Raw genomic sequence first — 19,998 nt, 5'->3', positions numbered from 1 at the left:
GGGGGCTTTGCGCTCTACATATTGCATGTGATTTTCCGGAGCCCGTGACCCTATGCGTTTTTTCCGCCGAAGCCTTGTAGGTTTGTTCCTGATGGCCCTGACAGTGGGCCTGCTTTTCGTTGGCGGACACTCCATCTACAGCGCCCTGCAAGACAAATGGGCGCGCGAAAGCACGCCGCGCACGGCGCGGGAGCGGGTGTTTTCCGTCAATGTGGTGGCGCTGGAGCCTGCGACCGTTACCCCCGTTTTGACCAGCTTTGGCGAAGTGCGCGCGCGGCGCACGCTGGATTTACGCGCGCCAGTGGGCGGCACGGTGGTGGAGCTGTCGCCGGATTTTCAAGAAGGCGGCACCGTGCGCAAGGGGCAGCTTTTGGCAAGAATAGACCCTGCTGACGCGCAAACCGCCGTCGATGTGTCGCGCACAGATTTGGTAGAGGCGGAGGCCGATTTGGGCGACGCCCAAAACGCGCTGGCACTGGCGGAGGACGATTTGGTCGCGGCGCAAGATCAACTGGCGCTGCGCACACGGGCGTTGCAGCGGCAGTTGGATTTGAAGACGCGGGGCGTGGGCACGGAGGCCTCCGTCGAGACGGCGGAGCTGGCGCAAGCGGCTGCCAAGCAATCGGTTTTGACCCGCCGCCAAGCCATCCAGCAGGCCGAAGCCCGCGTGAACCAAGCCCGCACCCTGATCGAGCGCCGCCGCATTAACCTGACCAATGCGGAGCGCCTTTTGGCCGATACTGAGGTTTTCGCCGCCTTCGACGGGCGGTTGTCGGGGGTGACCACGACGCAGGGCAGCTTGGTCGCCAACAATGAGCAACTGGCGGAATTGATCGACCCTGATGCGCTGGAGGTGGCGTTTCGCGTCTCAACCGCGCAATACGCGCGGCTGTTGGACGACGCTGGCGCGCTGACGGTGGCCCCCGTGACTGTGACGCTGGACGTGCTGGGCACGGATTTGAGCTTTGAGGGCCGCCTGACCCGTGAAAGCGCAGCGGTCGCGGATGGCACAACGGGGCGGCTGCTTTTCGCGGAGTTGAGCGATCCGCAAGGGCTGCGTCCGGGTGATTTTGTGACGGTGGCCATTGAGGAGCCGGTTCTGGAGCGCGTGGCCGTGATCCCGTCGACCGCCGTGGATGCGGCGGGGGCGGTGCTGGTGCTGGGTGAGGACGACCGGCTGGAGAACGGCGAGGTTATTGTGCTGCGCCGCCAAGGCGACGATGTGATTGTGCTGGCCCGTGGGCTGCGCGGGCGCGAAGTTGTGGCGGAACGCTCGCAACTGCTGGGCGCGGGGATCAAGGTGAAACCCATTCGGGCGGGACGTCCCGCCGAGGAAGCCCCAGAGATGGTCGAGCTGGACCAAGACCGCCGTGCTAAGCTGATCGCCTTTGTGGAGGCGAACGGGCGTCTGTCCAAAGAGATGAAGGCGCGCATGCTGGCGCGCTTGGGTGAGGCCAAAGTGCCCGCCGACATGGTGGAGCGGCTGGAACGCCGCATGGGAAGCTAGGCGATGCGCGGGGTGATCGCGTCTAAGACGGGCGGGGTGCTGTCTTATTTCACCCGCCACCGCACCGCCGCGAACCTGCTTTTGGTGATGATGATCGCCATCGGGGCCGCCGCCGTGCCGCGCATGAACACGCAATTCTTCCCCGATGTGGTGATTGATAGCGTCTCTGTCAGTGTTCAATGGGACGGGGCCGGCGCGGATGACGTGGACGGCGCGATTGTGCAGCTTCTGGAGCCTGCCTTGCTGTCGGTGGAGGGGGTGGAAAGCTCCAACTCTCAATCGCGCGAAGGCAGCGCCAGCATTCAACTGGAGTTCGAACCGGGCTGGGACATGTCGCGTGCGGCGGACGATGTGCAAGTGGCCGTGGACAGCGTGAACAACCTGCCCGACGACGCCGAGGAGCCGAACGTGCGGCGCGGCGCGTGGCGCGACAGGGTGACGGATGTGGTGATCTCCGGCCCTGTGTCGGTGGACCAATTGGGCCGCTTTGCCGATGAATTTGTGACCCGCCTGTTTGCGGCGGGGGTGACCCGCGCCACCATTCGCGGCGTTGCCGCGCCGGAGACCATCGTTGAGGTGTCATCCCTGTCGCTGATCCGCAACGACGTGACGATGGCGCAGATTGCCGAGGCCATTCGGGGCGAAGCCTCCGCCGATCCTGCGGGGGACGTGGACGGGGCCAATGCGCGGGTGCGCACGGGCGTGGCGAAGCGCAGCGCGGACCAGATCGCGGACATTGTTTTGCGCTCCAACGCGGACGGGGCGAAGCTGACGATTGGCGACGTGGCGACAATTTTGGTGGAAGGCACGGACCGCGAGCGGGCGTATTTCGTGGGCGATAACCCTGCCGTTTCGGTGCGCATTGACCGAAGCAGCCGTGGTGACGCGATTGCCATTCAGGCGCAGGTCCAGAAGGTGGCGGAGGACATGGAACTGTCGCTGCCGCAGGGCACCAAAGTGGAACTGATCCGCACCCGATCAGAGGCCATATCGGGGCGCTTGAACATCCTTCTCGACAACGGGTTGGTGGGGCTTGGGCTGGTGGTGCTGCTTTTGTTTTTGTTCCTGAACGCGCGCACCGCATTCTGGGTGGCGGCGGGCATTCCGGTAGCCATGCTGGGCGCCATTGCGTTGATGTATGCGGCGGGGATCACCATCAACATGGTCTCGCTGTTCGCCTTGATTATCACGCTGGGGATCGTGGTTGATGATGCCATCGTGGTGGGGGAGCACGCGGATTTTCGCGCCACCAAACTGGGCGAAGACCCCGCCACCGCCGCCGAGAACGCGGCGCGGCGCATGGCGCAGCCGGTGTTCGCGGCAACAATCACCACGGTGATCGCGTTCTTCGGGCTGGTGGCCGTGGGCGGGCGTTTTGGCAACCTGATCGCCGACATTCCGTTTACGGTGATCGTGGTGCTGCTGGCGTCACTGGTGGAGTGCTTCTTGATCCTGCCGCACCACATGTCGCACGCCTTGGCCGCGCAGTCGAAAGAGCGGTGGTATGACTGGCCGTCGCGCACGGTGACGCGCGGGTTTGACTGGTCGCGCGAGAAACTGTTCCGCCCGTTTGTGGCGGGGGTCATTTGGGCGCGGTATCCGGTGATGGCGGGGGCGTTGGTTTTGCTGATGTCGCAGGCCGCGTTGTTCATCAAGGGCGACGTCACGTGGCGGTTCTTCAACGCGCCGGAACGCGGCTCTATTTCAGGGAATTTCGCTATGTTGCCGGGGGCGACACGTGCCGACACCCTTGAGATGATGCGCGAGATGCAACGCGCCACCGAGGAACTGGCGGCGAAATATGAGGCCGAACATGGCCGCAACCCGATTGACTATGTGCTCGCCGAAACAGGCGGCACCACGGGGCGCGGATTGGCGGGACAGGAGACCAAGGACAAGGATCAGCTTGGCTCTATTGCGATTGAGTTGATTGACGCGGATTTGCGCAGCTATTCGAGCTTCCAATTCGTGGGGGAATTGCAAGACGCCGTGCGCCGTCATCCGATGTTGGAAACGGTGAGCTTTCGCGGCTGGCGGTCCGGTCCGGGCGGTGACGCGCTGGACGTGCAGCTGTATGGCGCGGATGCCGACACGCTGAAACGGGCCGCCGAAGGGTTGAAAACCGCGCTTGCGAAATTCCCCGAAGTGTCCGCGCTGGAGGACAACCTTGCCTATGACAAGGAGGAGTTGATCCTTGATCTGACGGCGCAGGGGCAGGCGCTTGGCTTTACCATCGACGGCTTGGGACGGGTGCTGCGCAACCGGCTAAACGGCATTGAGGCGGCGACTTATCCCGACGGCCCACGCTCCGCCGCGATCCGTGTGGAGCTGCCCAAGGGGGAGCTGACGGCGGACTTTCTGGAGCGCACGTTCCTGCGCGCGCAATCGGGCGAGTATGTTCCACTGAGCGATATTGTGGCGGTGGTGCGCCAGTCCGGCTTTTCGACCGTGCGCCGCGAGAATGGCGTGCGGCTGGTTTCCGTGACGGGGGACTTGTCGGAGGATGATCCGGTGCGCGCCGAAGAGATCATGACCGCGCTGGAGACCCGTATTTTGCCCGAGATAGAGCAGGATTTCGGCGTCGCCACGACGATGTCGGGCCTTGCAGAACAGGAGTCCGACTTTTTGAGCGACGCGGCACTGGGCTTCGCGTTTTGCCTGATCGGTATCTACCTGACGCTGGCGTGGGTGTTTTCCAGCTGGACGCGGCCGCTGGTGATTATGCTTATCATCCCGTTCGGCTTGGTCGGCACCATCTACGGTCACAACGCGTGGGATGTGCCGCTGTCGATGTTCACGGTGGTCGGGCTGATTGGCATGACGGGGATCATCATCAACGACTCAATCGTTTTGGTGTCGACGGTGGATGAATACGCCCAAGAACGCGGGCTGATACCGGCGATCATTGACGGGACATCGGACCGCTTGCGGCCTGTACTATTGACCACGCTGACCACGGTTCTGGGCTTGGCGCCGCTGTTGTTCGAGCAATCCTCGCAAGCGCAATTCCTGAAGCCCACGGTCATCACGCTGTGCTACGGGCTGGGCTTCGGGCTGGTGCTGGTGCTTTTGGTGGTGCCGTCGCTAATGGCCATGCAGGCGGATGTGTCGCGGCAAGTGACGGCGTTGCGGCGGGCGATTGGATCGGGCGGCGGATTGCGTTGGGTGGTCGCGGGGATGTGCGCTGCGGTGGTGGCCGTGTTCGCGGCGACCTTGGGCGCGGCCATTGTGACGGGCGGGCTTCCGGCGCCCTTGGCGGGGCTGGCGCTTGGGGGATCGGCGGTGACGTCGGGCTTCGTGCTGTTTGTTCTGGGCACGGCGCTGCTACTGATATCGGGCTGGCTGGTTGCGGCGGTGCTGCACCTACAGGCACGGGGCAAGCAGGCCTAAGCGCAGCCCACGATCTCCACCGCGTTTTGCGTTGTGATGATGGTCATGCGGACACGGTCCATGTCTACGCGAAACGGCGTGCCGCCGCGCGCGGCAAGTTCCGCAGTGGCGCGAAGGGTGTCGCCGGAGCGGGTCAAGAACGGCTCCCCGACCCAGAGACGCGGATCAGCGACTTCAAGGACCATAGCCTCCCCGTTGCCTTGAAGGGGCGGCATGTCGATCTGCATATCTATGCGCGCGCGTTTGTCGCCGTAGCTGATCGTGCATTCAACGTGGCGCACGCCCGCCTGTGCTGCGGTGATAGGCTGCTTCTGGATCGCGGTGGCGATTTCCTCGACGTTGTGGGTCTCATTGGGGGGGAGCAGCGTTGCCAGATCAAGGCTGACGGGCAGGCAAATTTCAGAGCAGACGCCGAACTCTAACTGACCGTCCAGCGCAATGGGGCCGTCATCATGGGCGGTGAAGGCGACGGGTAACACGAAGTCACCGCTGTATCCGACGGAGCGTAGCCCGTTCTGGCGAAAGACCTGCGGCGTGGGCCACAAAACCTGTGCTGCGTCCAAATTGCCGGAGGCGGACCAATCCATGCGCGTGGGCACCCCGCCATCACCGGGCGCGCGCCAATAGGTTTTCCACCCCGGGGCCATTGAGAATTTGAGGGCCGCGAAATGCGTGCCGTCGCCGCTGCGCCAGCCGGATAGCAGCGTCACGTTCACCACGTCGGAGACGTCATTGGACAGCACTTGGCCAGCCGCCGGCGTCGTGAGCGGCAGGGCAGTGGCCAAAGCGGCAAGCAATGATGTGAAACGGGTTCGTGTCATAAGGGTGGGATAACGCCTTCCCATCTCACAATAAACTCACGTTTGAGCGAGACGCTGACACAAGTTGGCGGCTGCGGCCCTTGTGCCGCTTGAATGCACCGCGGCAAGTCGCCAGTTTGGGGGCATGAGTATTGATTCTACGTCGCTGGCAGGAAAGCTGCTAATCGCCATGCCTGACATGGGCGACCCACGTTTTGAGCGGTCGGTTATTTTCCTGTGCTCGCACTCCGAGGAGCGCGCGATGGGGTTGATCGTGAACAAAGGTGCACGCGATTTGCGGTTTAACGACCTGCTAAAGCAGCTGGATATCCCTGTCGCGCCGCCCTCGCGGGAGATCAGGGTGCATGTTGGCGGACCGGTGGATTACGGACGCGGATTTGTGCTGCACACGCCCGACTATCACAGCCCCGACAGCACGCTGGAGATTGCGGGCGACTACGGGCTGACGGCGACGTTGGATATTCTGGAAGACATTTCCACCGGCGACGGGCCGGAGCAATGCCTGCTGACCATGGGGTACGCAGGTTGGGGGCCGGGGCAGCTGGAGGAAGAGATCCAGCACAACGGCTGGCTGATTTGCGACGCGGATAGCGATCTGATTTTCAAGGGCGTGAACGAGGCCAAATGGACCGGCGCGCTGGACCTGATGGGAATCGATCCGCTTATGCTGTCACCCGGTGGTGGCTCCGCCTGACCGTGGGGCGGCGGCGCGGCTGAGGCGGTCGTTGATCGCAAGGCCCAGACCCGTCATCGGGATCGGGGCCACGCTGATCAGGGTGTCGCCATCGGCCATATCGTCGATCTGGCGCATCATGGAAAACAGGTTGGCTGCGGCCTCTAGCAGATCACCGCTGCGCGACAGGTTCAGCGCGCCGTCCACGGGGCCAAAGCCCAGCACCAACGCACCGTCTGTCTGGTTCAACCGCATCTGCGCGCGCGGCGCGTAGTGGGACGTCAACTGACCGGGGGCGCTGGGCTTGTCGGGTGTCAGATCACGGCCAAGCGGGTGGCCCAACGCGGCCTCCAACGCCTCCACGGGTAGGCCACCGGGACGCAGAAGGCGGGCGGGGTTCGTGGCGACGATGGTGCTTTCCACCCCGACGGCACAAGGTCCGTCGTCCACCACTCCGTCGATACGCCCTTGCAAACCCGATAGGACATGCGCGGCGGTGGTGGGGCTGATCTGGCCCGACAGATTGGCCGATGGCGCGGCCACGGGACAACCTGCGAGGGTCAGCAAGTCGCGCGCAAGGGCGTGTTCGGGGACGCGGATGGCGACGGTATCAAGGCCAGCGGTCACCAAGGAGGACAGCCCGTGCCCCGCCTTAAGCGGGGCGACGAGCGACACGGGGCCAGGCCAGAACGCCTGTGCGAGCGCCAGAGCGTCATCGTCGAAATCGGCCAGTTCCTGCGCGGCCTCCAGCGAGGGGACATGCACGATCAGCGGGTTGAAACTGGGGCGGCCCTTGGCGGCGTAAATCGCGGCAACGGCGGTGCCGTTGCGGGCGTCTGCGCCAAGGCCGTAGACCGTCTCTGTGGGAAAGGCGACAAGCTTGCCGTCTTGCAACATCTTGGCAGCCTTAGCCAAATCCGCAGCGCTTAGGGTCTTGGTAGATATGTTGACCATGGTACACAGACCCGATTCTGACGTTGCGTTTTGCTTGATGCTGCGACGTTAGGGCGGCTATCTAAGCGGGATTATTGCCCGACCCTTTATCTGATCCTGCGGCACCTTGCAAAGCCGCGCGATACCCAAGCGAGGACAGACCATGCCATACCGTGCGCCATCCGCCGATTACCAATTCCTGCTCGACCACATTGTGGGCTTCGACAAAGTCGCCGCCACGGAGCGGTTTGAAGAGGCGACCCCTGACATGGTGTCCGCGATTCTTGGCGAGGCGGCGAAGATGTCCAACGAGGTGCTGGCTCCGTTGAATCGCAACGGCGATTTGCAGCCTGCCAAGTTGGAGAACGGCGTTGTGCGGACCTCCCCGGGGTTTGGTGATGGCTACAAGGCCATCGCGGATGGCGGCTGGATCGGCATGGCGGCCAGTCCGGAGTACGGCGGCATGGGGTTGCCGTTCTCGGTGCAAAACGCGGTGAACGAGATGATGGGCGGCGCGTGCCTGTCGCTGCAACTGAACCCGTTGATGTCGCAAGGTCAGATCGAGGCGCTGGAACACCACGCCTCTGACGCGATCAAGGATTTGTATTTGCCGAAACTTATCTCTGGCGAGTGGTGCGGCACGATGAACTTGACGGAACCGCAGGCGGGCTCCGACGTGGGGGCGTTGAAATCCAAGGCCGAGGACAACGGCGACGGCACCTTCGCGATCACTGGCCAGAAAATTTACATCAGCTGGGGTGACAACGACTTTAGCGAAAACGTGTGCCATCTGGTTTTGGCGCGCCTGCCGGACGGCGCACCGGGGACGAAGGGCATTTCCCTGTTTATGGTGCCGAAGCTGATCCCTGATGAGGCAGGCAATCCTGGCGTGGCGAACAGCCTGAAAGTGGTGTCGCTGGAGCATAAAATGGGGCTTCACGGCTCCCCCACGGCGGTGATGCAATATGACGGCGCGACCGGCTGGATGGTTGGCAAGCGCGGCGGCGGCATGGCCGCGATGTTTACCATGATGAACAACGCCCGCGTGGGTGTTGGCGGGCAGGGCATCGCGGTGGCAGAGGCGGCGTACCAACACGCGCTGGCCTACGCGCAAGACCGCAAGCAGGGCAAAGCCCCTGTGGGCGACACCATTTTGGGCCACGCGGATGTGCGCCGGATGTTGTCGCAGATGAAGGCGGATGTGTTTACTGCCCGCGCCATTGCTGCGTCCTGTGCGGCGGCGATTGATATGCAAACAGCCACTGGCGCGCCGGAATGGTCCGCCCGCGCGGCTTTGCTGACGCCAATCGCCAAGGCGTTTGGCACCGATACGGGGATTGAGGTGGCGCAGCAGGGCATTCAGGTGCATGGCGGCATGGGCTTCATCGAGGAAACCGGCGCGGCGCAATACCTGCGCGACGTGCGGGTGACCGCGATTTATGAGGGCACCAACGGCATCCAAGCGATGGACCTTGTTGCGCGTAAAATGATGGACGGCGGCGAGGCGGCTTATGCGCTCATCGACGAGATTGAAGCCTACGCGGAGAAGACCAAATCCACGATCCCCGACTTGGCTGGCCCTGTTTTCGCGGCGGCCGAGACTTTGCGCGAAACCACCGAATGGATGGTGGAGCAGGACATGAACGAGCGCTTTGCGGGGGCTGTGCCCTACCTGCGGTTGTTCGCGCGTGTGTTGGGGGGGTACTTCCACCTTTGCGCCGCGAAGGCTGCCGGATTGGACAGTGGCCGCGGACGATTGGCGACGGTCTACATCCAGCGCCTGTTGCCGGAGCACGCCAGCCTTGCGGAGCAATCGCGCCAAGGTGCCAGTGACTTGTATGCCCTGAGCGACGAGGATCTGGTCGCTTGAGCCAAAAGCTCGGCTATCCGTTCCCAGACATCCCGAGTGAGGGCGAGGCGATAGAGGTTGCGCAGGGCATCTTGTGGATGCGCCTGCCGCTGCCGATGAAGCTGGACCACGTCAACATTTATGCGCTGGATGACGGCGACAGCTGGACGATTGTGGACACGGGCTTCTATTCCAAGCGCGGCGTGGCGATCTGGGAAAAGCTGCTGGCGGGGCCGCTGGGCGGCAAGCCTGTTTCGCGTGTTATCGTGACCCATCATCACCCCGATCACATTGGCATGGCGGGGTGGTTCCAGACGGCACATGGCGCGGAGCTAATCACCACACGCACGGCGTGGCTGATGGCGCGGATGCTGGTGCTGGACAACCAAGACCGGCCAACGGCGCAATCGCTGACCTTCTGGAAGCGCGCCGGAATGGACGCGGAGATTTATGCGCAGCGGGCGCAAGAACGCCCGTTCAATTTCGCGGACTGCGTGGCCCCGCTCCCCTTGGGGTATCGCCGTGTCCGCGAGGGCGATGTGCTGCACGCGGGCGGGCGCGACTGGACGGTAAGGATGGGCAACGGCCACGCGCCGGAGCACGCGACGCTGTGGGCGGACGGCGTTGTTCTGGGGGGCGACCAGCTGTTGCCGTCGATCAGCCCGAACCTTGGCGTCTACCCGACGGAGCCGGACGCTGACCCCGTTGCCGACTGGCTGGAGGCGTGCGAGCGGTTGAATGCGCATGCTACGCCGGATCAGCTGGTGTTGCCGGGGCATAAGCTGCCCTTCACGGGGCTGCCGCTGCGGATGCGTCAGCTGATCGACAACCACCACGGCGCTTTAAAACGGCTGCTCGATTTCCTTGATACGCCCAAATCCGCGCATGAATGTTTTCTACCGCTGTTCAAGCGCGACATTCGTGGAGGGGAGTACGGGTTGGCCTTGGTGGAGAGCGTGGCGCATTGCGCTCACCTTTATTTGGCTGGACAAGCCGTGCGTTCTTTGCGTGAAGATGGGGCTTACACCTACCAGCGCAAAGGGGCCTGAGCCATGGATGACAAGATTGAGACAACTGCCGAAGCCGTCGAATCCTACGCGCTGCGCCGTGCGGGTGTTGTTCATGTCAAAGATTGCGCGCCAACGCCGGAAGACCAGCCGCTGCCGGAGGCGATGAGCAAAACCCCGATTGAGAAGAAGTCACCGGCGGAATGGGCCTACGAGCGGCTGATCTTGTATATCAAGAACTTTGAAGAGCAGTTGGACAATGACCACGAGATCGCCATGGGCTTTGTCGGCGGGGATACGGGCGTTATGCGCATTGAAGGCGTGGGGTTTTACGCGCCCGATATCATTACGTTCTACGGCTCCGACCCCAGCGGATCGCGGACGCAGCAGATACAGCATGTCAGCCAGTTGAACGTGCAGCTTCGTACCTTGCCCAAGCACGTGGACCAGCCAGAGCCGAACCGCATCGGCTTCCGACTGGTGCAGGATTTAAACGAGACCTAGATATTGCGCGCCCCCGCGTCCCCCTGACGCGTGACAGCGGGAAAAGAATCCGCTAGGTCACCCCAAACGCCAACAATGGAGAGACATCATGGCTGAGCATAAACACGGGTCCATGGACGTCACCGAGCACGAAAAGATGTTCGCTGGCTTTGCAAAATTCACAACCTACGCCGTGATCGGCATCATCGTGTTTCTGGTGCTTTTGGCACTGGTAAACGGCTAAGCGGTTTCTTCGATGGCGCGGCTGTTGTTGTCACTGTGGATGGTCGCGCTGTTGTCAGCTTGCGGGGCGGAGTCTGTTTGGGCGCCGGACGAAGACATTCGCGCCAAAGCCTACCGCCACAACGGCCCCGCGTCGTTGACGCTGATCACCGTGATCAGCAACCGGTCGGGCGCGGGCGGGCACACGGGCCTGCTTATCAATGGATCGCAACGTGTTGTGTGGGATCCCGCGGGTTCTTGGTACAGCCCGAACGCGCCGGAGCGGAACGATTTGCACTACGGCATGACCGACCGCATGGTTGACGTCTATGTCGACTACCACACCCGCGAAACTTACCACACGGTGCTGCAAGAACTTCAAGTCCCGCCGGAAGTGGCGGAGCTGGCGCTGAAAGAGGCGGCGGCCTACGGGGCGGTGTCCAAGGCCGCGTGCTCGCAGTCCACCAGCACGATTCTAAGCCGCTTGCCGGGATTTGAGAGCATAAACGCCACATTCTTCCCGAAGCGGACGATGGATGCGTTTGCCAAGTTTCCAGGGGTGAAAACCCGCAAAGTGTTCGACAATGATCCCGATGATAACTCTGCGAAGCTGCCTGCCGGCGGCTGAGGAACGGGTTTTTCACGGTTTATGCACGCGCATGACGCAGCGTAAGAACGTATACTGACTTCACAAACGAAGTAGCGAGTACCCTGGGGGATGTTTGCAAAGCGCTTCAACGAGTACGTGGATTTAGTGAGTTTAGTTTCCGGATTTTCTGCAGCTTAGATGGCGGGCCTTTTGTGCAAGGTCTTCCGACGCCCCCCAATATTATCAGTACCTTGTTGGTTCCCGGCCAACAAAAAACCCCCGCGGCTTGCGCTGCGGGGGTAATTTATTTCGTGCTTGAAAACCCGGACTTAACCGCCGTTTTCGCGCTGGAGCTTTTTGCGAGCCAGCTTGCGGGAACGGCGAATTGCTTCGGCTTTCTCGCGTGCTTTCTTCTCAGACGGCTTTTCGAAATGTTGCTTGAGCTTCATTTCACGAAAAACGCCCTCACGCTGAAGTTTCTTCTTCAGTGCGCGGAGAGCCTGATCGACGTTATTGTCGCGAACGCTTACCTGCATGTGGTGTCACCACCTTCCTAGGTTAGATTTTGCAAGATTGCAGGAGGTCGCCGTATAGCAAAGCCGTCCTAACTTGTCTACCATGAAGAAAGCCCCCGAAAGGAGCCTGACATGGACGATGCAAAGACCAAAATTCTTGACGCGAGCCTGCCGCATGTGACCTTCGACGGATGGTCCAAGGAAACCTTTGATGCGGCCGTTCGCGACACCGGTATCTCGGCGGCGCAAGCGCAGGCCATATACCCGCGCGGCGCGGTTGATTTGGCGGTAGCCTTCCACAAACGCGGTGATGCGCAGATGGTGGAGCGCCTGACATCTGCAAGCCTGTTGTCGATGCGCTTTCGGGACCGGATCGCCGCTGGTGTGCGCTACCGGCTGGAGGCCGTGGCGGGCGACAAGGACGCGGTGCGCCGTGGCACGTCGCTGTTTGCACTGCCGACCCATGCGGCGGAAGGTGCGAAACTTATCTGGGGCACTGCGGACGCCATCTGGACGGCGCTGGGTGACGACTCCCAAGATCACAACTGGTACACAAAGCGCGCGACCCTATCGGCGGTTTACGGTGCCACCGTGCTGTTCTGGCTGGGCGACGACAGCGAAGACCACGCGGCGACATGGGCGTTCTTGGATCGCCGCATCGACAACGTGATGCAGGTGGAAAAGGTCAAGGCGCAGGTGAACGCAAACCCATTGGCGTCCAAGCTGATGGCGGGGCCAAACTGGCTTTTGTCGCAGCTCAAAGCACCGGGGTCGGGGTTTTCCTCCGACTTGCCGGGGCACACGAACTCTAAATAAGGATCAGTCATGGCGCTTCCACAGATGATGCGGGCGGTGGAAATCACCACGCCCGGTGCCCCAGATGTATTGCAAGCGGCGACCGCGCCAGTGCCCGCCCCGCGGCGCGGGGAGGTGTTGATAAAGCTGGCCTATGCTGGGGTGAACCGCCCTGATGCCTTGCAGCGCGCGGGCTTGTACAACCCGCCCGAAGGTGCGTCGCCCTTGCCCGGCTTGGAAGGGGCGGGAACGGTGGCCGCGATCGGTGACGGTGTCACGGGGGTGGCGGTCGGCGACGATGTTTGCGCCCTGTTGCCGGGCGGTGGTTATGCCGAATACGTCCGCACCCCCGCCGCGCATTGTTTGCCAATACCCACGGGGATGAGCATGGCGCAAGCGGCGGCGCTGCCGGAGACATTCTTTACCGTCTACTCGAACGTGGTCATGCGCGGCGGGCTGACAGCGGGGGAATTGTTCTTGGTGCACGGCGGATCGTCGGGCATCGGGACAACCGCGATCCAACTGGCCAAAGCGATGGGCGCGCGGGTGTTTACCACCGCCGGTTCAGACGAGAAATGCGCGGCGTGCCTGCGCCTTGGCGCGGAGCAGGCGATAAATTACCGCGAGGCGGATTTTGTCGACGTGATCAAAGCCGAGGGCGGCGCGAACCTGATTTTGGACATGGTGGGCGGGGAGTATCTGCCGCGCAACGTCAAGGCGTTGGCGGACGACGGGCGACTGGTGCAGATCGCCTTTCTGGAAGGTCCGAAGGTGGAGCTGAACTTTGCCCAGCTTATGATGCGTCGCCTGACGATCACGGGATCGACCCTGCGCCCGCAAAGTGACGCGGCGAAGGCAGGTATTGCTGAGGAGTTGCGGCGTGTCGTCTGGCCGTTGCTGGACGACGGCAAGATCGCGCCAGTGATGGATAGCGAGTTCGCGTTAGAAGACGCGGCGCGGGCGCACGCGCATATGGAAAGCTCTACCCATATCGGGAAAATTGTTCTGAAGGTGGAGTAGAAGTGAGCCGGGTCGGGGGCGACCCGGCTCTAACTATTTACTGGTAATGCAAACTACAAACTCGTGACCCCGCCCGATATCAGCTATCAGGCGTCGGACATGGGACCTGCGCTAAACACGAGCGCAACTTGCCTAATCCGACTGATACAAACACATATGCTTCCTTCCCCCAGGAAGTACCGCACAGGTAAGGAATACCCTACCTTTGCGGCAATTTTGAGGGGAAACTTGAAAAAGTTGGCTCAATTTTAAATGAGTTTTGTCCCATTTTTCGGTTTTTATCCGTGTTTTCAACGGATTGGATCAAGGAGGGCATTGCTCATGGAACAGTCATTTATCACGTCTTTTCCGCAGCGGCGGGGGTCCAAATCCTTGGTCAGGCAGATTCGCACCTCTTGGATACGGCGATTCTTGCAGGTGATGGTCACCATATCGGCGACGAGATCGGGATTCGATTCGAGGAATGCCTCCTCCACGACCTTGGCGGGGAGCTTCACCGCATCTTGGAGTTTGCGAAACACCGCAGGGCGCTTAACCGACGTATAGGCGGCGCGGGATGCGTCGAAGTAGTCCGCAGCGGACAGGCCGGAACAGCGCCCGTGCTTTTTCCACTGGTGCCACGCCAACCCGCCGGACCCCATGATATCTGTCATAGCGCCCGTTTGCCCACGGGAGGCATCGCGGTGGGATGTGCGGCAGTAGGACGGCCAGCCGCGTTCATTTTGGGGCCACAGGCCGTGTAGCGTCCAGCCGTAGTCGTGGCGGTCGTCGCATTGATCTGCGCCGCGTGCATCGCCTTCCAAAGCGCACCACGTGGGCGACCAGCTGAGCGCCAGAACGTAGTAGTCAAAGGCGCCTGCGCGCTCCCCCTTGGCCCAAACCGGAGCGGCCCACAGCATCAGCCCAAGTAACAACTTTCGCATTTTCTCTTCCCCTACGCTCAATCCGCCTCTATATAGCGTCCAAGTTCCCCAACATCACGAACTTGTTCCAATCGGGACAGCCCCTAAGCCGGGTGACGGGGAAGTTGTGTCCGCAGTTGCGGCAATTAGGAGAAAGCACAATGGCACTACCCATTATGGCGAAAGCCACCGCCGTCTGGCTCGTGGATAACACCACATTGACCTTCATGCAGATCGCCGAGTTTTGCGGCCTGCACGAGTTGGAAGTCCAAGGCATCGCCGACGGCGATGTTGCGCAAGGTGTGAAGGGTTTCGACCCGATTGCGAACAACCAGCTGACGCAAGAAGAGATCGACAAAGCCGAGCAAAACCGCAAGCACCGCTTGCAACTGAAATTCAACGCTGCCGCCGAAGGCGAGGAAGTGCGCCGTGGCCCACGCTACACGCCGCTGTCCAAACGTCAGGACCGCCCTGCGTCCATCCTGTGGCTGGTGAAATTCCACCCAGAGCTGACCGACGGTCAGGTGTCCAAGCTGGTGGGTACGACCAAGCCGACGATCAACGCGATTCGTGAGCGCACGCACTGGAACATTGCCAACATCCAGCCGATTGATCCGGTTGCCTTGGGCCTGTGTAAGCAGTCCGAGCTGGACGCCGCTGTCCAAAAAGCCAACGCCAAGCGCCTGAAAGAGGGCACCGCGCTGAGCGACGAAGAGCGCCGCAAGCTGGTCTCCACAGAGCAATCGCTGGGCCTGCCGCAGGAGCCTGAACTGCCAACCGCGATTTCGGGTCTGGAAACCTTCACGCTGTCTGGCAACGCGGATGACGACGAGGAAGAGGACGACAACCTGCTGGTTGACGCCGACAGCCTGTTCAACCTGCCCGACGCCCCAAGCGCGGATGAAGACGACGATTAAGTTGTCTTAAGGCTTATGATTGATGCGCCGCTGCCCTTTGGGTGGCGGCGTTTTTTGTTGGTGCCTCTTTCGGAGGAGAAAGTATTCTTTGTTAGAATTCTGTTGTGGGACTCGGGTAAACTGTTGCTCAATAAGGCAAACACAACGGGGAGACCGATATGACCAAGCTGACATTTGACCGCCGCCATTTCTTGATGGGGACCGCCGCACTGATTGCGGTGCATCCGTTTTCTGCCCGCGCGGCTGGCAATCAGGCCCACCTGCGGATCATGGAAACGACTGACTTGCACGTGCATGTGTTCCCCTATGATTACTACGCCGACAAGCCGGTCGACACTGTCGGGTTGGCGCGCACTGCGTCCATCATCGGGGAGATCCGTGCCGAGGCGACGAACTCCATGCTGATCGACAACGGCGACTTCCTGCAAGGCAACCCGATGGGCGACTACATCGCCTATGAGCGCGGGATGAAGGACGGGGATATGCACCCTGTCATCCAAGCGATGAATGCCGTGGGGTTTGATGCCTCCACGCTGGGCAACCATGAATTCAACTACGGGCTGGAGTTTTTGAACAAGGCGCTGGCTGGCGCGAACTTCCCTGTGGTGTCCGCCAATATCGTCAAGGAAATGGGCGCGGAGCCGACCAAGGACAAAACCTTGCTGCCGCCGTTCGTGATCCTTGACCGCACGGTCACGGACGGGGACGGCAACAGCCACCCGATCAAGGTAGGCCTTATCGGGTTCGTGCCGCCACAGGTGATGAACTGGGACCGCAAGCATCTGGAAGGCAACGTGCAGGCGCGTGACATCGTGGATACTGCCAAGGCGTATGTGCCTTTGATGAAAGAGCAGGGCGCCGATATTATCATCGCACTTAGCCACTCCGGCATCGGGGCGGCGGACCACACGGACGGGATGGAGAATGCCTCAGTTCCGTTGGCAATGGTGGACGGGATCGACGCGATCCTGACCGGCCATAGCCACCTTGTGTTCCCCGGTCCGAAGTTTGCGGACATCGGCGGCGTTGACGCCGAAAAAGGCACGATCCACGGCAAGCCCGCTGCAATGGGCGGGTTCTGGGGGTCGCACCTTGGGGTGATCGACCTGATGCTGGAACGCTCCGGCAACGAATGGAAAATCGTGTCGCATATGTCGGAGGCGCGCCCGATCTCCAAGCGCAATGAAGACCGCTCCACCACCGCGCTGGTGGAAAGCGACGACGCGGTTCTGGCCTCCGTCAACAAAGAGCACGAAGAAACGCTGGCCTATGTGCGCCGCGCCGTGGGCAAGACGGACGCCGCCTTGCACAGCTACTTTGCCTTGGTGGCGGATGACCCGTCGGTGCAAATCGTGTCCAACGCGCAAATCTGGTACATCCAAGAGCAGCTGAAGGGTACGGAGCACGAGGGCTTGCCGATCCTGTCCGCCGCCGCGCCGTTCAAGGCTGGTGGCCGTGGCGGGCCGGAGTATTTTACCGATGTTCCCGTGGGCGATGTGGCGATCAAGAACGTGGCTGACCTGTATCTGTACCCCAACACGGTCCGCGCGGTGCGTGTGACGGGGGCGCAGGTAAAAGGCTGGCTGGAACGCTCTGCGGGGATGTTCAACCAAGTGACCGCAGGTGAAGCGGATCAGGTGCTGCTTGATCCGGAATTCCCAAGCTACAACTTCGATGTGATCGACGGGGTGGAGTACCAGATCGACCTGTCGCAACCGTCGATGTTTACGGCCAAAGGGGAGCCGCTGAACGAGGGCGCGAACCGGATCGTGAACCTGACGTTTGAGGGCAAGCCGATTGACCCCGCGCAGGAGTTCATCATTGCGACGAACAACTACCGCGCATCGGGTGGGGGCAGCTTCCCAGGCACTGGCGACACCATTGTGTTTGAGGGGCCGGACACCAACCGTGACGTGATCGTGCGCTACATCGTTGATAAGGGCACGGTTAGCCCGCGTGCGGATGCCAACTGGACGTTTGCGCCGCTGGAGGGCACGTCCGTGCTGTTCGACACGGGACCAGCTGCGACCAAATACATCGGTGATGTTACAAGCGTGAAGATCGAGGCCGCTGGTGACGGCCCCGACGGTTTTGCGCGGTTCCGTATCGCGCTGTAGAAGCGCGGGTTAGTGCGCTGCTGTGCCCACAGGGTCGAGCAGCGCACGGCCACCATCCACTGTCATGATCTCGCCGGTGATAAAGTTCGCGGCGGGGGAGCAGAGGAACTGAACGGCCTCGGCCACCTCTGACGCGGGGGCGATGCGGCCCATGGGCGTGTGGGCCACGATGTCTTCGCGCAGGTCGTCGGTTTCCTTGAGCGAGTTCTTCAAGCTGGCACTCATCACGGAGCCGAACGCGACTGCGTTCACGCGGATACGTTGGGGCGCCAATGCGATGGCCATGGTGCGCGTCATCTGGTCCAGCGCCGCGCAGGAGATTGAATAGCCCATCAGCCCCGGACGCGAGCGCCGCGCGGCGATGGACGAGAGGTTGACGATGGAGCCTGCCATTTCGCCTTCTTCGGCGTCTTCGGCCTGCTTGATCATCCGCTTGGCAATCAACTGGCTGAGGCGGAAGCCGGACATCAGGTTCTGTTGCAAAAGCTGCTCAATAGAGTCGTCTTCGTCGTCCATCGGGTCCGTGGCGAGCACCTGACGGGAGGCGTTGACCAAGATATCCACGCGGTCAAAGGCGTCGATGGTTGCGGACAGCAGGTTTGCCTGAGACAGCTTTTCGCGCAAATCACAGGAGAACAGGCGCGCAGGGCCGTCTTCACCAGCGACGTCGCCCATCTCGGCGCGGAGCTGATCCTCGTCGCGGTCCGCCATCATGACGTTCGCGCCCTCGGAGATGAAGTGGCGGGCGATAGCGAGGCCGACCCCGTTTGCGGCGCCGGTAACAATGGCGGTCTTACCAGAAAGGGAAAATGACATTGGCATGCCTCCGGTTGGTTAGGGTCAAACTAGGGTGCTTTAGCGTTTCGAGCGAGCGCTTTGCGCCGCAGTCATCGGACGGCGGGCACAGATCACTTTGAAGCCTGCGGTTTGGGCGATGGTGTCTACCTGCCCGAACCGTTCGTTCAGCGTTTGCTCATAGGGGAGGTTGCGGTTGGCAACCATCCAGAACTGGCCCTTGGGCATCAGCATATCAGCGGCGCGGCGGATGAACATTTGCCCCAGCTCCGGCGCGGGTTTGCGGCCGATGTGGAAAGGCGGGTTCGAGACCACGGCGGCGTAGTTACTGCCAACATGATAGGTCACATCGCCCCAATGGAACGCCGCGCGCGGGTCTGTGATGTTGCGTTTGGCGGCTTCCAGCGCGTGGTGGTCAGCCTCGACCAGATCAAGCGATTTGACCCCGTCCGAGGTGAGAATTTTGCGTGCCAGATAGCCCCAGCCCGCGCCAAGGTCGGCAACAGGTCCTTTGAGGTCCGGCAGATGCTCGGCCAAGAGCGCGGAGCCTTTGTCGATGCCATCGGCTGAGAACACACCCGGATAGGTGCTAAAGCCGCCCTCAAGCGCGATGGGTTTGGCGACCCAATCCGACATGTCGGGCAGGGTTTCGGGGCGGGCGAACCAGAACAGCTTGCCGTGGGCTTTGGGATAAACCTCTACACCATCAAAGCGTGCGCGCACGGCTTTCAATACCGATTCCGCGCCATCAGTCTTGGCGCCTTCAATAGCGACGATGCCGCCGGTGGCGGTTTGCTCTACGGCGCGGGCGATCAGGTCGAAGGTGGCGGGTTTGGCGCGGTGGCACATCACAAGGCTGGTCGTGACGGACGCGGGCGTATCAACGCTGACGTTGAAGCCACGCGAGGCCAATGCTTGGTGGTCCGGATAGAAGCTTTGGTTCAGATGCAGCTTGCCCGCATCGGCAAAGCTGAGGTCCATGTCGCCTGCGGGATTTAGCACGGCGACGTCACCTTCGGGTAGGCTCAGGAGGTCTTGGTCCAAAGCCAGTGAAAAACGGGTATCTGTCATAAGGGGTTGGCAGGCGCGGGGCCTACTCTTTCTCCATCGTGCATTGCAGTGGATGTTGGTTGCGGCGTGCGGATTCCATCACCTGCGCAACCTTGGTTTCGGCAATTTCAAAGGCGAACACGCCAACAACGGCCAGCCCCTTTTTGTGGACTGTCAGCATAATCTCGACCGACTGGGCGTGGTTCATCCCGAAGAATTTTTCCAGCACCAAGACAACGAACTCCATCGGTGTGTAGTCGTCGTTCAGCAGCATCACCTTATACATCGGTGGCCGCTTGGTCTTTGGCTTGGTCTTGGTGACAACGGAGGTATCCCCCTCGGCGTCGTCATCCTTGTCAGACATGATGGTCTCAAACGGGGTCACTTTTGGCTTTCCCTTGCGGCGACAGACT

19 protein-coding genes are annotated in these 19,998 nt (G+C 61.6%); 12 read left to right on the top strand and 7 right to left on the bottom strand.

Annotation, left to right across the window (positions count from 1 at the left end):
• The first annotated feature begins 52 nt into the window (after positions 1 to 52).
• Together BLW66_RS13110 and BLW66_RS13105 are read left to right on the top strand one after the other, a co-directional pair.
• Positions 53 to 1,507, top strand: a complete 1,455-nt coding sequence (locus BLW66_RS13110) for an efflux RND transporter periplasmic adaptor subunit (RefSeq protein ID WP_089947611.1) — start codon at positions 53 to 55, stop codon at positions 1,505 to 1,507.
• A gap of 3 nt (positions 1,508 to 1,510) precedes the next feature.
• A complete protein-coding gene (locus tag BLW66_RS13105; RefSeq protein WP_089947610.1) occupies positions 1,511 to 4,897 on the top strand; it encodes an efflux RND transporter permease subunit in 3,387 nt (1,128 codons plus the stop codon).
• Here BLW66_RS13105 and BLW66_RS13100 read toward each other — a convergent pair.
• Entirely contained in the window at positions 4,894 to 5,718 is an 825-nt protein-coding gene (locus tag BLW66_RS13100; RefSeq protein ID WP_170833477.1) for a protein-disulfide reductase DsbD domain-containing protein, read from the bottom strand. The two genes, BLW66_RS13105 and BLW66_RS13100, sit on opposite strands and share 4 nt — an antisense overlap.
• Before the next feature lie 124 nt (positions 5,719 to 5,842).
• Here BLW66_RS13100 and BLW66_RS13095 point away from each other — a divergent pair, with 124 nt between their 5' ends.
• The gene (locus BLW66_RS13095) at positions 5,843 to 6,412 is read left to right on the top strand and encodes a YqgE/AlgH family protein (protein ID WP_089947656.1); all 570 of its coding nucleotides are present in this window, start codon (positions 5,843 to 5,845) and stop codon (positions 6,410 to 6,412) included.
• Here the strand turns inward: BLW66_RS13095 and BLW66_RS13090 are convergent.
• Positions 6,389 to 7,345, bottom strand: coding sequence for an L-threonylcarbamoyladenylate synthase (locus BLW66_RS13090; RefSeq protein WP_089947608.1), 957 nt, complete (start codon positions 7,343 to 7,345; stop codon positions 6,389 to 6,391). The two genes, BLW66_RS13095 and BLW66_RS13090, sit on opposite strands and share 24 nt — an antisense overlap.
• A gap of 142 nt (positions 7,346 to 7,487) precedes the next feature.
• Between BLW66_RS13090 and BLW66_RS13085 the strand changes: the two genes are divergently transcribed.
• From BLW66_RS13085 to BLW66_RS13065, 5 genes are all read left to right on the top strand, one after another.
• Positions 7,488 to 9,194, top strand: coding sequence for an acyl-CoA dehydrogenase (locus tag BLW66_RS13085; protein ID WP_089947607.1), 1,707 nt, complete (start codon positions 7,488 to 7,490; stop codon positions 9,192 to 9,194).
• Positions 9,191 to 10,222, top strand: a complete 1,032-nt coding sequence (locus BLW66_RS13080; protein WP_244508645.1) for an MBL fold metallo-hydrolase — start codon at positions 9,191 to 9,193, stop codon at positions 10,220 to 10,222. Before BLW66_RS13085 ends, BLW66_RS13080 begins: the two co-directional genes overlap by 4 nt.
• A 3-nt stretch (positions 10,223 to 10,225) precedes the next feature.
• The gene (locus BLW66_RS13075; protein ID WP_089947606.1) at positions 10,226 to 10,684 is read left to right on the top strand and encodes a DUF6173 family protein; all 459 of its coding nucleotides are present in this window, start codon (positions 10,226 to 10,228) and stop codon (positions 10,682 to 10,684) included.
• Positions 10,685 to 10,772: 88 nt separating this feature from the next.
• Complete coding sequence (locus BLW66_RS13070) at positions 10,773 to 10,907, top strand: aa3-type cytochrome c oxidase subunit IV (protein ID WP_089947605.1); 135 nt, start codon at positions 10,773 to 10,775, stop codon at positions 10,905 to 10,907.
• A gap of 12 nt (positions 10,908 to 10,919) precedes the next feature.
• A complete protein-coding gene (locus BLW66_RS13065; RefSeq protein WP_089947604.1) occupies positions 10,920 to 11,513 on the top strand; it encodes a hypothetical protein in 594 nt (197 codons plus the stop codon).
• Positions 11,514 to 11,803: 290 nt separating this feature from the next.
• On the opposite strand, the gene rpsU is transcribed toward BLW66_RS13065, so the two are convergent.
• Positions 11,804 to 12,010, bottom strand: a complete 207-nt coding sequence (rpsU, locus tag BLW66_RS13060; protein WP_073145071.1) for a 30S ribosomal protein S21 — start codon at positions 12,008 to 12,010, stop codon at positions 11,804 to 11,806.
• A 111-nt stretch (positions 12,011 to 12,121) separates the two neighbouring features.
• On the opposite strand from rpsU, the gene BLW66_RS13055 reads away from it, so the two are divergent.
• Positions 12,122 to 12,805 carry a COQ9 family protein gene (locus BLW66_RS13055; protein WP_089947603.1) on the top strand — a complete coding sequence of 228 codons (684 nt, stop codon included), beginning with the start codon at positions 12,122 to 12,124 and terminating at the stop codon, positions 12,803 to 12,805.
• A gap of 9 nt (positions 12,806 to 12,814) precedes the next feature.
• Positions 12,815 to 13,804 carry an NAD(P)H-quinone oxidoreductase gene (locus BLW66_RS13050; protein WP_244508644.1) on the top strand — a complete coding sequence of 330 codons (990 nt, stop codon included), beginning with the start codon at positions 12,815 to 12,817 and terminating at the stop codon, positions 13,802 to 13,804.
• A gap of 290 nt (positions 13,805 to 14,094) precedes the next feature.
• On the opposite strand, the gene BLW66_RS13045 is transcribed toward BLW66_RS13050, so the two are convergent.
• Positions 14,095 to 14,727: a ribonuclease T2 family protein gene (locus tag BLW66_RS13045; RefSeq protein WP_089947602.1), complete on the bottom strand. Its 633-nt coding sequence runs from the start codon at positions 14,725 to 14,727 to the stop codon at positions 14,095 to 14,097.
• A 140-nt stretch (positions 14,728 to 14,867) separates the two neighbouring features.
• On the opposite strand from BLW66_RS13045, the gene BLW66_RS13040 reads away from it, so the two are divergent.
• Entirely contained in the window at positions 14,868 to 15,623 is a 756-nt protein-coding gene (locus tag BLW66_RS13040; protein WP_089947601.1) for a DUF1013 domain-containing protein, read from the top strand.
• A gap of 158 nt (positions 15,624 to 15,781) precedes the next feature.
• Complete coding sequence (locus tag BLW66_RS13035; protein ID WP_089947600.1) at positions 15,782 to 17,740, top strand: bifunctional 2',3'-cyclic-nucleotide 2'-phosphodiesterase/3'-nucleotidase; 1,959 nt, start codon at positions 15,782 to 15,784, stop codon at positions 17,738 to 17,740.
• A 9-nt stretch (positions 17,741 to 17,749) separates the two neighbouring features.
• Here BLW66_RS13035 and BLW66_RS13030 read toward each other — a convergent pair whose 3' ends face one another.
• From BLW66_RS13030 to clpS, 3 genes are read right to left on the bottom strand one after another with little or no spacing between them, the layout of a single operon-like run.
• Positions 17,750 to 18,556, bottom strand: a complete 807-nt coding sequence (locus tag BLW66_RS13030; RefSeq protein WP_089947599.1) for an SDR family NAD(P)-dependent oxidoreductase — start codon at positions 18,554 to 18,556, stop codon at positions 17,750 to 17,752.
• 39 nt (positions 18,557 to 18,595) lie between these two features.
• The gene (locus BLW66_RS13025; protein ID WP_089947598.1) at positions 18,596 to 19,606 is read right to left on the bottom strand and encodes a class I SAM-dependent methyltransferase; all 1,011 of its coding nucleotides are present in this window, start codon (positions 19,604 to 19,606) and stop codon (positions 18,596 to 18,598) included.
• Positions 19,607 to 19,628: 22 nt separating this feature from the next.
• A complete protein-coding gene (clpS, locus tag BLW66_RS13020) occupies positions 19,629 to 19,949 on the bottom strand; it encodes an ATP-dependent Clp protease adapter ClpS (protein ID WP_089947653.1) in 321 nt (106 codons plus the stop codon).
• Between the last annotated feature and the right edge of the window lie 49 nt (positions 19,950 to 19,998).

It is taken from the genome of Litoreibacter albidus, assembly GCF_900107015.1.
GTDB lineage: Bacteria > Pseudomonadota > Alphaproteobacteria > Rhodobacterales > Rhodobacteraceae > Litoreibacter > Litoreibacter albidus.
Note: the sequence above shows the minus strand (reverse complement) of the source record. Positions and strands in the feature narration are given on the sequence as shown.

Excerpts from the sequence above, each read along its gene's own strand:
- BLW66_RS13075 (WP_089947606.1), top strand. The coding sequence starts at position 10,226 with ATGGATGACAAGATTGAGACAACTGCCGAAGCCGTCGAATCCTACGCG.
- BLW66_RS13030 (WP_089947599.1), bottom strand. The coding sequence starts at position 18,556 with ATGTCATTTTCCCTTTCTGGTAAGACCGCCATTGTTACCGGCGCCGCA.
- BLW66_RS13065 (WP_089947604.1), top strand. The coding sequence starts at position 10,920 with ATGGCGCGGCTGTTGTTGTCACTGTGGATGGTCGCGCTGTTGTCAGCT.
- BLW66_RS13110 (WP_089947611.1), top strand. The coding sequence starts at position 53 with ATGCGTTTTTTCCGCCGAAGCCTTGTAGGTTTGTTCCTGATGGCCCTG.
- BLW66_RS13105 (WP_089947610.1), top strand. The coding sequence starts at position 1,511 with ATGCGCGGGGTGATCGCGTCTAAGACGGGCGGGGTGCTGTCTTATTTC.
- rpsU (WP_073145071.1), bottom strand. The coding sequence starts at position 12,010 with ATGCAGGTAAGCGTTCGCGACAATAACGTCGATCAGGCTCTCCGCGCA.
- BLW66_RS13040 (WP_089947601.1), top strand. The coding sequence starts at position 14,868 with ATGGCACTACCCATTATGGCGAAAGCCACCGCCGTCTGGCTCGTGGAT.
- BLW66_RS13085 (WP_089947607.1), top strand. The coding sequence starts at position 7,488 with ATGCCATACCGTGCGCCATCCGCCGATTACCAATTCCTGCTCGACCAC.
- BLW66_RS13045 (WP_089947602.1), bottom strand. The coding sequence starts at position 14,727 with ATGCGAAAGTTGTTACTTGGGCTGATGCTGTGGGCCGCTCCGGTTTGG.
- clpS (WP_089947653.1), bottom strand. The coding sequence starts at position 19,949 with ATGTCTGACAAGGATGACGACGCCGAGGGGGATACCTCCGTTGTCACC.
- BLW66_RS13035 (WP_089947600.1), top strand. The coding sequence starts at position 15,782 with ATGACCAAGCTGACATTTGACCGCCGCCATTTCTTGATGGGGACCGCC.
- BLW66_RS13090 (WP_089947608.1), bottom strand. The coding sequence starts at position 7,345 with ATGGTCAACATATCTACCAAGACCCTAAGCGCTGCGGATTTGGCTAAG.
- BLW66_RS13055 (WP_089947603.1), top strand. The coding sequence starts at position 12,122 with ATGGACGATGCAAAGACCAAAATTCTTGACGCGAGCCTGCCGCATGTG.
- BLW66_RS13050 (WP_244508644.1), top strand. The coding sequence starts at position 12,815 with ATGGCGCTTCCACAGATGATGCGGGCGGTGGAAATCACCACGCCCGGT.
- BLW66_RS13070 (WP_089947605.1), top strand. The coding sequence starts at position 10,773 with ATGGCTGAGCATAAACACGGGTCCATGGACGTCACCGAGCACGAAAAG.
- BLW66_RS13025 (WP_089947598.1), bottom strand. The coding sequence starts at position 19,606 with ATGACAGATACCCGTTTTTCACTGGCTTTGGACCAAGACCTCCTGAGC.
- BLW66_RS13095 (WP_089947656.1), top strand. The coding sequence starts at position 5,843 with ATGAGTATTGATTCTACGTCGCTGGCAGGAAAGCTGCTAATCGCCATG.
- BLW66_RS13100 (WP_170833477.1), bottom strand. The coding sequence starts at position 5,718 with ATGACACGAACCCGTTTCACATCATTGCTTGCCGCTTTGGCCACTGCC.